The sequence below is a fragment of the Pseudomonas aestuarii genome, assembly GCF_027988105.1.
Classification (GTDB): Bacteria; Pseudomonadota; Gammaproteobacteria; order Pseudomonadales; family Pseudomonadaceae; genus Aquipseudomonas; species Aquipseudomonas aestuarii.
Genome location: NZ_JAQJZJ010000006.1, coordinates 132,160 through 143,924, shown reverse-complemented (window position 1 = coordinate 143,924; position 11,765 = coordinate 132,160). Strand labels below are relative to the sequence as shown.

The window sequence follows — 11,765 nt, the reverse complement described above, 5'->3', positions numbered from 1 at the left end:
CGTGTGCACCTCAAGTCGGTGAAAAACCTGACTCCAAGCAGGCCTTGCCGGTCTGCCTCCTGCAGCCAATATGTGTCGATATACGCTAGGCTGTATGACGAGTCCACTCACCAGAGGAGCACCGCGTGGAAAACCCTAGCCACGATCTTTCGGCACTGTTCAAACAGCTCGGTTTGCCCGCCGAACAAGCCAGCATCGAGCGCTTCATCGCCAGCCATTCGCCGCTGCCGGAAACCTGCAAGTTGGCCGATGCGCCCTTCTGGAGCGCCGCCCAGGCCAGCTTTCTGCGCGAGGAAATCCTCGAGGACGCCGACTGGGCGGAAGTGGTCGACCAGCTTAATCTGCAGCTGCGCGGCTGAGAAGCCACTCGGCGACTGGCTGACCGGCCGCCCGTGCGTTCAGGCCGGGCTACGCCCTTGCAGCTCGCGCCAGGTCAGATAGACGCGCAGATCGAACTCCACCTGATGATAATCAGGCAGCATGTATTCGCAGAGCTTGTAGAACGCCTTGTTGTGCTCGGCCTCTTTCAGGTGGGCCAGTTCATGTACCACGATCATCTGGAGAAACTCCGGCGCGGCATCCTTGAACAGGGCGGCGACGCGGATTTCCTTCTTGGCCTTGAGCTTGCCGCCCTGCACCCGGGAAATCGCGGTGTGCAAGCCGAGGGCGCGATGGGTGAGGTCGAGGCGGTTGTCGAACAACACCTTGTCGATGGCCGGCGCGTTCTTCAGGTGCTCCTGCTTGAGCGCCTGGGTATAGGCATACAGCGCCTTGTCGCTCTGCACGCCGTGCTTGCCGTTGTAACGCTGGGCCAGGTAGTCGCCCAGCCGCTCCTGGGCGATCAGCTGGCGGATCTGCTCTTGCAACTGCAGCGGGTAGCCCTGGAGAAATTTCAGAGGGGTCATGGAGGGTACCGAGCGGTTCTCGTGGGGCCTGGATTGCGCAGTATGCCGCAATCATGGGCGCAAACCCTATCGGTCCGTCGGGCCGCCGCACAGGCGATGCCCGAAGCGCCGGACAGGGCACGCCCAACAAAAAGCCCGCTAATTAGCGGGCTTTTTCGTTGCAGCCGAAGCTTAGTTGACCTTGGCGGCCAGTTCACCCTTGGCGTAACGCTGGAACATGGCTTCCAGGGAGATCGGCTTGATCTTCGAGGCGTTGCCGGCGGTGCCGAAGGCTTCGTAGCGGGCGATGCAGATGTCGCGCATGGCCGTCACGGTGGCACCGAAGAACTTGCGCGGATCGAACTCGCTCGGATTGGTCGCCATCAGCCGGCGCATGGCACCGGTGGACGCCAGGCGCAGGTCGGTGTCGATGTTGACCTTGCGTACGCCGTACTTGATGCCTTCGACGATTTCTTCGACCGGCACGCCGTAGGTTTCTTTGATGTCACCGCCGTACTGGTTGATGATCGCCAACCACTCCTGCGGCACCGAAGAAGAACCGTGCATCACCAGGTGGGTATTGGGGATGCGCTTGTGGATCTCCTTGATCCGGTCGATGGCGAGGATGTCACCGGTCGGCGGCTTGGTGAACTTGTAGGCGCCGTGGCTGGTGCCGATGGCGATGGCGAGGGCGTCGACCTGGGTGCGCTTGACGAAGTCGGCGGCTTCTTCCGGGTCGGTGAGCATCTGGCTGTGATCGAGCACGCCTTCGGCGCCGACGCCGTCTTCTTCGCCGGCCATGCCGGTTTCCAGGCTGCCCAGGCAGCCCAACTCACCTTCCACCGACACGCCGCAGGCGTGGGCGAAGGCCACGGTTTGCTGGGTCACGCGGACGTTGTAGTCGTAGTCGGCCGGGGTCTTGCCGTCTTCCATCAGGGAGCCGTCCATCATCACCGAGCTGAAGCCCAGCTGGATCGAGCGCTGGCAGACGTCAGGGCTGGTGCCGTGGTCCTGGTGCATGCACACCGGGATGTGCGGGAATTCTTCGATCGCCGCCAGGATCAGGTGACGCAGGAAGGGCGCGCCGGCGTACTTGCGGGCACCGGCGGAAGCCTGGACGATCACCGGCGAATCGGTCTGGTCGGCCGCTTCCATGATGGCGCGCATCTGCTCGAGGTTGTTGACGTTGAAAGCCGGCACGCCGTAGCCGAATTCGGCGGCGTGGTCGAGCATCTGGCGCATGCTGATAAGTGCCATGGTGTTCTTTCTCCCGGTGGGACTCGTTAATCGTGCAAGCCTGCCGCAGGGGCAGGCGCTATTCAAGCATTCAGGGACAAGGGGTCAGCTCGTCCGCCCCTGGCGCACCAGGGGATGAAATTCGTAGCCCGGACGGCATCCGAACCAAGCCGCCAGGGTGGCCGCGCACATCATCGGCAGCGACCGGGCAGACCAGCCCTGCTTCGCCCTTGCGGTAAAGGATAGCCGGCCCACGCCGCGCGCATGTCAATCGACAACCCGCGGGCAGCCTGGTTCAGCCTCGCCGAGCAACAGGTGCTAGCCCTTGGCGCGCTGCTCCAGCACTTCCACGGCCGGCAGCACCTTGCCCTCGACGAACTCGAGGAAGGCGCCGCCGCCAGTGGAGATATAGGAAATCTGCTTCGCGACGGCGTATTTGTCGATGGCCGCCAGGGTGTCGCCACCACCGGCAATCGAGAACGCCGGGCTGGCGGCGATGGCTTCGGCCAGCACCTTGGTGCCGTTACCGAACTGATCGAACTCGAACACCCCGACCGGACCGTTCCACAAAATGGTCTTCGACGACTTCAGCAGCTCGGCGAATTGCCGCGCGGTCTGCGGGCCGATATCGAGGATCATGTCGTCAGCGGCCACGTCGGCGACCAGCTTGACGGTGGCGGTGGCGGACTCGGCGAACTCCTTGGCCACCACCACGTCCACCGGCAGCGGCACGCTGACCTTGGCCGCGATGGCTTTGGCGGTATCCAGCAGATCGGCCTCATACAGCGACTTGCCAACCGGGAAACCGGCGGCAGCGAGGAAGGTGTTGGCAATCCCGCCGCCAACGATCAGCTGGTCGCAGATCTGGCTCAGGCTGTTGAGCACATCGAGCTTGGTCGACACCTTGGAGCCGGCGACGATGGCCGCCATCGGCTTGGCCGGATTGCCCAGCGCCTTGCCCAGGGCATCCAGCTCGGCCGCCAGCAACGGGCCGGCGCAGGCCACCTTGGCAAACTTGGCCACGCCATGGGTCGAGCCCTGGGCGCGGTGGGCGGTGCCGAAGGCGTCCATGACGAACACGTCGCACAGGGCGGCATATTGCCGGGCCAGTTCGTCGCTGTTTTTCTTCTCGCCCGGATTGAAGCGCACGTTTTCCAGCAGGACCAGCTCGCCGGGCTGGACCGCGACGCCGCCGAGGTAATCGCGCAGCAGCGGCACTTCACGGCCGAGCGCGCGGCTCAGGTAGTCGGCGACCGGCTTGAGGCTGTCGGCCTCGCTGAACACGCCCTCTTCGGGACGGCCCAGGTGCGAGCAGACCATGACTGCCGCCCCCTTTTCCAGGGCCAGCTTGATGGTCGGCAGCGAGGCGAGGATGCGCGCGTCGCTCGTCACCGCGCCGTCTTTTACCGGCACGTTGAGGTCTTCGCGGATCAACACGCGCTGACCCTGGAGGTCGAGGTCGGTCATCTTCAGAACGGTCATGGAATCAGTCCTTCACGGGGGCTGGTTGAATGGATACAGGAGACACGGCGAGAATGTGTTCGGCCACGTCGAGCATGCGATTGGCAAAACCCCACTCGTTGTCGAACCAGGCCAGCAGGTTGACCAGGCGCGGCCCGGAAACCCGGGTCTGGCTGCCATCGACGATGGCCGAGTGCGGGTCGTGGTTGAAGTCGCAACTGGCATGGGGCAACTCGGTGTAGGCGATCAAGCCCTGCAGCGGGCCACGTTCGGCGGCCTCACGCAGCACCCGATTGATTTCCGCGGCGCTGGTGTCACGCGCGGTCTGCAAGGTGATGTCCAGGCAGGACACGTTCACCGTCGGTACGCGTATGGCTTTGGCCTGGATCCGCCCGCTGAGCTCCGGCAGCAAGCGTTCGATGCCCCGCGCCAGGCCGGTGGACACCGGAATCACCGACTGGAAGGCCGAGCGCGTACGGCGCAGGTCTTCGTGGTGGTAGGCGTCGATTACCGGCTGATCGTTCATCGCCGAGTGGATGGTGGTGATGGAAACGTACTCCAGGCCCACCGCCTCGTTGAGCAGCTTGAGCAGCGGCACCCCGCAATTGGTGGTGCAGGAGGCGTTGGACAGCAGCCTCTCCTCGCCGGTCAGGCACTGCTGATTGACCCCGAAGACCACGGTGGCATCGACCGCCGTTTCGCTGGCCATCGGCTGGGAGAACAGCACCCGCGGCGCGCCGGCCGCGAGGAAACGCTGGGCGTCGGCGCGGGTGTGGTAGGCGCCGGAGCACTCCAGCAACAGGTCGATCCCCAACGCCGCCCAGTCGATGCCTTCCGGCGTCGCCTGGCGCAGCACCCGCACGCAGTCGCCATTGATATGCAGGCAGTCGCCGTCGACTTTCACCTCGCCGGGAAAGCGTCCGTGGGTGGAGTCGAAGCGGGTCAGGTATTCGATGCTGGCCTGGTCGGCCAGGTCATTCAGCGCGACTATTTCCAGACGCGCCCCGGCACCGCGCTCATGCAGCGCGCGCAGCACGCAGCGGCCGATGCGGCCGTAGCCGTTGAGGGCGATTCTGTAGGGGCGATTAGACATGGCGATCTCGGTGGGGAACACTCGTAGGATGAGGCGGGGCGCGTAGCCTGAGCTTGGCGATACCCATCGCAACTAATTGATGGGTATCGCTTCGCTCAACGCCATCCTACGGGATCAGTCTTCCAGCAGTTCGGCGGCGGTTTCCAGCAGGTTCTCGACGGTGAAGCCGAAGTGCTCGAACAGTGCCGGCGCGGGGGCCGACTCACCGAAGGTGGTCATGCCGATGACGCGACCTTCCAGGCCGACATACTTGTACCAGTAGTCGGCGTGGGACGCCTCGATGGCAATCCGCGCGCCCACTTGCAGCGGCAATACCGCCTGCTTGTAGCCGGCATCCTGGGCATCGAACACGCTGGTCGACGGCATGGACACCACGCGCACCTGGCGACCCTGGGCGCTGAGCTGCTCGTAGGCGGCGACCGCCAGGCCGATTTCCGAACCGGTGGCGATCAGGATCAGCTCCGGCTCGCCGGCGCAGTCTTTCAGCACGTAGCCACCGCGGGCAATGTCGGCCAATTGCTGGGCATCGCGGCCCTGGTGTGGCAGGTTCTGCCGGCTGAAGATCAGCGCGCTGGGGCCATCGTTGCGCTCGATCGCGCACTTCCAGGCCACCGCCGATTCCACCGCATCGCAGGGACGCCAGGTGTCGAGGTTGGGCGTGCTGCGCAGGCTGGCCAACTGCTCGATCGGCTGGTGGGTCGGGCCGTCTTCGCCGAGACCGATGGAGTCGTGGGTGAACACGTAGAGCACGCGCTTTTTCATCAGCGCCGACATGCGCACGGCATTGCGCGCGTATTCCATGAAGATCAGGAAGGTCGCGCCGTAGGGCACGAGGCCGCCATGCAGGGCGACGCCGTTCATGATCGCGCTCATGCCGAACTCGCGCACGCCGTAGTACATGTAGTTGCCGGCGGCGTCTGCAGCCGAGACGCCCTTGCAGCCCTTCCACAGGGTCAGGTTGGAGCCGGCCAGGTCGGCCGAGCCACCGAGAAACTCCGGCAGCAGCGGACCGAAGGCGTTCAGCGTGTTCTGGCTGGCCTTGCGGCTGGCGATGGTTTCGCCCTTTTCGGCGACTTCCTGAATATAGGCGCTGGCCTTTTCGGCGAAATCGGCCGGCAGCTCGCCACTGATGCGGCGCTTGAACTCGGCGGCCAGTTCCGGGTGGGCGGCGGCGTAGGCGGCAAAGCGCTGATCCCATTCGGCTTCGGCAACGGCGCCGGCTTCCTTGGCGTCCCACTCGGCGTAGATCTCGGCCGGGATCTCGAAGGGACCGTGGTTCCAGCCCAGGGCGGCGCGGGTCAGGGCGATTTCGTCTACGCCCAGCGGTGCGCCGTGGCAGTCTTCCTTGCCCTGCTTGTTCGGCGAACCGAAGCCGATGGTGGTCTTGCAGCAGATCAGGGTCGGTTGCTCGCTCTTGCGTGCGGTGTCGATGGCGATCTTGATTTCTTCGGCGTCGTGGCCGTCGACATTGCGGATCACCTGCCAGCCGTAGGCCTCGAAGCGCTTCGGCGTGTCGTCGGTGAACCAGCCCTCGACTTCGCCGTCGATGGAAATGCCGTTGTCGTCGTAGAAGGCGATCAGCTTGCCCAGGCCCAAGGTGCCGGCCAGGGAACTGACCTCATGGCTGATGCCTTCCATCATGCAACCGTCGCCGAGGAACACGTAGGTGTTGTGGTCGACGATGTTGTGGCCTTCGCGGTTGAACTGGGCGCCCAGCACCTTCTCGGCGAGGGCGAAACCCACGGCATTGGCCAGGCCCTGGCCGAGCGGGCCGGTGGTGGTCTCGACGCCCGGGGTGTAGCCATACTCCGGGTGGCCGGGCGTGCGGCTGCCCAGCTGGCGGAACTGCTTGAGGTCGTCGATGCCCAGGTCGTAACCGGTCAGGTGCAGCAGCGAATAGACCAGCATCGAGCCATGGCCATTGGACAGCACGAAGCGGTCGCGGTCGGCGAATTCCGGGTTGCTCGGGTTGTGCTTGAGGTAATCGCGCCAGAGGACTTCGGCGATGTCCGCCATCCCCATAGGGGCACCGGGGTGGCCGCTGTTGGCTTTCTGCACGGCATCCATGCTCAGGGCACGAATGGCATTGGCTCGCTCACGACGGCTGGGCATCACTGAATCTCCTACGGGTTTTGCAACAGGAAGGTCGAAAAAGGCGGCCATTTTCGCCCAGCAGAGCCCGCCGGGGCAATGACAGATAGTCGCAGAGCCAATGTTTCTGGCTTCCACAGCAGCAATATCAATATCAAAACTTTTTGATATTGATATTGCTGGATGAAAAATGACCGACTAAACTGCTCGGCCTATGAATATGCGCGCCTCACATCTGGCCTTCCATCCCGTCGACGCCCTCGCCGCCCTGTGCAAGGCCGGCGGCGACCCGTTGCGCCTCAACGTGCTGCGCGCCCTGGCCAACGATTCCTTCGGCGTGCTGGAACTGGCGCAGATCTTCGCCACTGGTCAGTCCGGCATGAGCCACCACTTGAAGGTGCTGGCCCAGGCCGGCCTGGTGGCCACGCGGCGCGAAGGCAACGCAATCTTCTACCGCCGCGCCCTGGCCCAAGGCGAGCGCCTGGGCGGCACCCTGCACGCGGCGCTGCTCGATGAGGTCGATGCCCTGGCCCTGCCCAGCGCTATCCAGGCGCGGATCGCCGAGGTGCACGGCCAGCGCGCCGCCGCCAGCCAGGATTTTTTCGCCCGCACGGCGGCCAGTTTCCAGGCCCAGCAGGACCTGATCGCCGGCTTGCCGCAGTACCGCGACAGCCTGCTGTCGCTGCTCGACGCCCTGGGTTTCGCGGCGCAGGCCACGGCATTGGAAATCGGCCCCGGCGACGGCGCCTTCCTGCCCGAGCTGGCGCGCCGCTTCGGCCAGGTCACCGCGCTGGACAACAGCCCGGCGATGCTCGAACTGGCGCGCACGCGCTGCGAACAAGAAGGTCTGGGCAACGTCGAGCTGCGACTCGCCGATGCCCTCAACGATGACTACCCGGCCGCCGACTGCGTGGTGCTGAACATGGTCCTGCACCATTTCGCCGCCCCCGCCGAGGCGCTGAAACGACTGGCCCGGCAGGTGAACAGCGGCGGCAGCCTGCTGATCACCGAGCTGTGCAGCCACAACCAGAGCTGGGCCCGGCAAGCCTGCGGCGATCTCTGGCTGGGTTTCGAACAGGACGACCTGGCCCGCTGGGCGGTCGCCGCAGGACTCACTACTGGCGAAAGCCTGTACGTGGGGTTGCGCAATGGTTTCCAGATTCAGGTGCGGCACTTCGCCAAGCCAGATGAACACACAGGCCCACGGGCCGCTCTCAGCCACCGGTAAACAATAGGAAAACCGATCGATGAGCGAATACTCCCTCTTCACCTCCGAGTCCGTCTCCGAAGGCCATCCAGACAAGATCGCCGACCAGATCTCCGATGCGGTGCTCGACGCCATCATCGCCCAGGACAAGCACGCCCGCGTGGCCTGTGAAACCCTGGTCAAGACCGGTGTGGCCATCGTCGCCGGCGAAGTCACCACCAGCGCCTGGGTCGACCTCGAGCAGATCGTCCGCGACGTCATCTGCGACATCGGCTACACCAGCTCCGACGTCGGATTCGACGGCGCCACCTGCGGCGTGCTGAACATCATTGGCAAGCAGTCCCCGGACATCAACCAGGGTGTCGACCGCAGCAAGCCGGAAGACCAGGGCGCCGGCGACCAGGGCCTGATGTTCGGCTACGCCAGCAACGAAACCGACGTGCTGATGCCCGCCCCTATCGTGTTCAGCCACCGCCTGGTCGAGCGCCAGGCCGAAGCGCGCAAATCCGGCCTGCTGCCGTGGCTGCGTCCGGACGCCAAATCCCAGGTCACCTGCCGCTACGAAAACGGCAAGGTGGTCGGTATCGACGCGGTGGTGCTGTCGACCCAGCACAACCCGGAAATCAGCCAGGCCGACCTGCAGGAAGCGGTCATGGAACTGATCGTCAAGCACACCCTGCCGGCCGAATTGCTGCACAAGGGCACCCAGTACCACATCAACCCGACCGGCAAGTTCGTTATCGGTGGCCCGGTGGGCGACTGCGGCCTGACCGGGCGCAAGATCATCGTCGACACCTACGGCGGCATGGCCCGTCACGGCGGCGGCGCCTTCTCCGGCAAGGATCCATCCAAGGTCGACCGTTCGGCGGCTTACGCCGGGCGCTACGTGGCGAAGAACATCGTCGCCGCTGGCCTCGCCGAGCGCTGCGAGATCCAGGTGTCCTACGCCATCGGCGTGGCCCAACCGACCTCGATCTCGCTCAACACCTTCGGCAGCGGCAAGATCAGCGACGACATGATCATTCAATTGGTGCGCGAACACTTCGACCTGCGCCCGTACGCGATCACCAACATGCTCGACCTGCTGCACCCGATGTACCAGGCGACCGCGGCCTATGGCCACTTCGGCCGCACCCCGGTCGAGATGACCGTCGACGGCGACAGCTTCACCTCCTTCACCTGGGAAAAAACCGACAGGGCCGCCGAACTGCGCGCGGCTGCAGGCCTGTAAAGGGTGACACCAGGCAACAGCCCCGCTTAGCCAATTGGGTGTAAACCCAGCTGGCTGAGCGGCGGATTCAGAAAATACCCGTATCGACAGATACGGGTATTTTTATGCCGGCGTTCCCAGCAGCCTGAGACAGATGAGCAGCGCGCGCTAAATCGAGTGCAGCGGGCGCGCCAGCCTGAGCCAACTGGTCAATACTCAGGATTCATCTGGACCACCTGGAGCATCACCATGCGCCTCGCCTCGCCCCCTCTCGCCCTGTTCTGCGCCAGTTTGCTGGTCTGCAGCCTGGCCCAGGCATTTGAACTGAGCAGCCCGGACATCCACGACGGCCAGCCCCTGAGCAGCGTCGAGGAATACAGCGGTTTCGGCTGCCAGGGACAGAACCGGGCGCCCGCCCTGAGCTGGAAGGACGCCCCGGCCGGCACCCAGAGTTTCGCCATCACCGTCTACGATCCCGATGCGCCGACCGGCAGTGGCTGGTGGCACTGGCTGCTGTTCAACCTGCCGGCCTCGAGCACAGCCCTGCCGGCCGCCGCCGGACAGCCGGGTGGCCCCAGCCTGCCTGCCGGCAGTGTCCAAAGCGTCACCGACTATGGCGTGCCCGGCTTCGGCGGCGCCTGCCCGCCAGCCGGCGACCCACCGCACCACTACATCTTCACCGTGCATGCGTTGAAAGTTGCCAAGCTGGACCTGGACGCCAGCGCCATGCCCGCACTGGTCGGCTACATGCTCAACGCCAACAGCCTGGGCAAGGCCTCGCTGACCGCCACCTACGCTCGTCCCGCAACCAACTGAGCACAATCGACTAGGCTACAGGCTCTGGTTCCGAGCAAGGACGCTCATGATGAAGCCCTGGCTAGCCCTCTGCCTCTTGCCCCTGGCCCTCGACTGCCTGGCTGCAGTCTGCCCCGACTGGCCCGCCCAGCGCGCCACGAGGGAAATCTCCGCACTCGACAGGCAGCTCGCCCAATGGGACGACGCCTACCACCGTCAGGGCGTGTCCCTGGTAGCCGACGAACTCTACGATCAGGCGCGCGCCCGGCTGGAACAGTGGCACGACTGCTTTGCCGAGGCCGGCGCCGCGCCGCCCGACGCGCTGGCCAGCAGCGCCGGGCGCATTGCCCACCCGGTGGCGCACACCGGGTTGCGCAAGCTGGCGGATAACGCGGCGGTGCGCGACTGGATGGCGAGCCGCGAAGACCTGTGGATCCAGCCCAAGGTCGATGGCGTGGCGGTCACCCTGGTCTACCGTGGCGGTCATCTGCAACAGGCCATCAGCCGGGGTAATGGCCGCAGCGGCCAGGACTGGACGGCCCTGGTGCAGCGCCTGCCGGCGATTGTGCAACGCCTGCCGACGCCCCTTGACCTGACCCTGCAGGGCGAACTCTATTGGCGCCTGCCCCGGCATGTGCAAGCCGAGGCCGGTGGCCGCGGCGCGCGCGGCCGGATCGCCGGACTGCTGGCGCGGCAGCGCCTCGACGAGCAGCAAGCCGCCGCCATCGGTTTGTTCGTCTGGGACTGGCCGGACGGTCCGAGCGGGATGCGCGAGCGCCTGCGGCGCCTCGCCGCCATGGGCTTTGTCGACAGCCTGCGCCTGAGCCAGCCAATCGGCGACTTCAACCAGGCCAGGCACTGGCGCGAGCACTGGTACCGCAGCGCGCTGCCCTTCGCCAGCGACGGCGTGGTGCTGCGCCAGGGTACGCGACCGCCGGCGCCGCGCTGGCAAGCCAAGCCCCCGCACTGGGCGGTCGCCTGGAAATACCCGCTGAGCCAGGCGCTCGCGGTGGTGCAGGCGGTGGATTTCCGCATTGGCCGCAGCGGGCGCATCACCCCGGTGCTGCGCTTGCAGCCGATCAAGCTGGACGCGCGCAGCATCGAATATGTCAGCCTCGGTTCGCTGCAACGCTGGCGCAGCCTGGACATAGGCCCAGGCGACCAGGTCGCCATCGAGCTGGCCGGGCTGACCATTCCCAAACTGGACGGTGTGGTCTGGCGCAGCCAGCAACGCCCCGTGGTCAAGGCACCGCAACCCGACGACTACCATCCGCTGAGCTGCTGGCGGGCGACGCCGGCCTGCACCAGCCAATTTCGCGCACGCCTGGCCTGGCTCAGTGGCAACCAGGGGTTGGCGCTGCCCGGGGTCGGCCCCGGCACCTGGGACAAATTGCTGCAGGCGCAGCAGCTAGACGGCCTGCTCGACTGGCTGACCCTTTCCGCCGTGCAATTGGCCGAGATTCCCGGTCTGGGCCCGCGCAGCGCCCGCAGGCTCGAACAGCGATTTAGCCTGGCCCGGCAACGACCCTTCGTCGACTGGCTGCACGCGCTCGGCATGCCGCCCAGCGGCGCGGCGCCGCTGGCGGACAACTGGGATGAGCTGGCGCGACGCAGCCAGGCACAGTGGCAGCGCCAGCCGGGCATCGGCCCGACCCGCGCGGCGCAGCTGCAAGCCTTCTTTCAACATCCTGAAGTGCGCACATTGCGCGAACAACTGCGCGCCGCGCGGGTCGAGGGGTTTTAAGCGGACGCGCTGACCTGCACGCCTCGTAAATGCCGCGACCTGAT

Annotated in this window: 10 protein-coding genes; 5 read left to right on the top strand and 5 right to left on the bottom strand. The window is 65.6% G+C overall.

All coding sequences use genetic code 11. The features are described 5' to 3' along the window. Positions 1–125 precede the first annotated feature (125 nt). Entirely contained in the window at positions 126–359 is a 234-nt protein-coding gene (locus PH586_RS14430; protein WP_271348458.1) for a DUF2789 domain-containing protein, read from the top strand. A gap of 39 nt (positions 360–398) precedes the next feature. Here PH586_RS14430 and PH586_RS14425 read toward each other — a convergent pair whose 3' ends face one another. The 5 genes from PH586_RS14425 to tkt all read right to left on the bottom strand — a co-directional run bounded on the left by PH586_RS14425 (position 399) and on the right by tkt (position 6,786). Continuing rightward, positions 399–905 (bottom strand): M48 metallopeptidase family protein, encoded by a 507-nt coding sequence (locus PH586_RS14425; protein ID WP_271348457.1) that lies wholly within the window; start codon positions 903–905, stop codon positions 399–401. Positions 906–1,076: 171 nt separating this feature from the next. Beyond that, positions 1,077–2,141 (bottom strand): class II fructose-bisphosphate aldolase, encoded by a 1,065-nt coding sequence (fba, locus tag PH586_RS14420; protein ID WP_271348456.1) that lies wholly within the window; start codon positions 2,139–2,141, stop codon positions 1,077–1,079. Between the two features lie 297 nt (positions 2,142–2,438). Continuing rightward, positions 2,439–3,602, bottom strand: a complete 1,164-nt coding sequence (locus tag PH586_RS14415; RefSeq protein ID WP_271348455.1) for a phosphoglycerate kinase — start codon at positions 3,600–3,602, stop codon at positions 2,439–2,441. A 4-nt stretch (positions 3,603–3,606) separates the two neighbouring features. Then, positions 3,607–4,674, bottom strand: a complete 1,068-nt coding sequence (epd, locus tag PH586_RS14410; protein ID WP_271348454.1) for an erythrose-4-phosphate dehydrogenase — start codon at positions 4,672–4,674, stop codon at positions 3,607–3,609. A gap of 114 nt (positions 4,675–4,788) precedes the next feature. Beyond that, positions 4,789–6,786 carry a transketolase gene (gene tkt, locus PH586_RS14405; RefSeq protein WP_271348453.1) on the bottom strand — a complete coding sequence of 666 codons (1,998 nt, stop codon included), beginning with the start codon at positions 6,784–6,786 and terminating at the stop codon, positions 4,789–4,791. A gap of 193 nt (positions 6,787–6,979) precedes the next feature. Here tkt and PH586_RS14400 point away from each other — a divergent pair, with 193 nt between their 5' ends. The 4 genes from PH586_RS14400 to ligB all read left to right on the top strand — a co-directional run bounded on the left by PH586_RS14400 (position 6,980) and on the right by ligB (position 11,721). After that, the gene (locus tag PH586_RS14400; protein ID WP_271348452.1) at positions 6,980–7,993 is read left to right on the top strand and encodes an ArsR/SmtB family transcription factor; all 1,014 of its coding nucleotides are present in this window, start codon (positions 6,980–6,982) and stop codon (positions 7,991–7,993) included. A gap of 19 nt (positions 7,994–8,012) precedes the next feature. Continuing rightward, a complete protein-coding gene (metK, locus tag PH586_RS14395; protein WP_271348451.1) occupies positions 8,013–9,203 on the top strand; it encodes a methionine adenosyltransferase in 1,191 nt (396 codons plus the stop codon). A 222-nt stretch (positions 9,204–9,425) separates the two neighbouring features. Then, positions 9,426–9,998, top strand: coding sequence for a YbhB/YbcL family Raf kinase inhibitor-like protein (locus tag PH586_RS14390; protein ID WP_408636937.1), 573 nt, complete (start codon positions 9,426–9,428; stop codon positions 9,996–9,998). Between the two features lie 49 nt (positions 9,999–10,047). After that, entirely contained in the window at positions 10,048–11,721 is a 1,674-nt protein-coding gene (ligB, locus tag PH586_RS14385) for an NAD-dependent DNA ligase LigB (RefSeq protein ID WP_271348449.1), read from the top strand. The last annotated feature ends 44 nt before the right edge of the window (positions 11,722–11,765 follow it).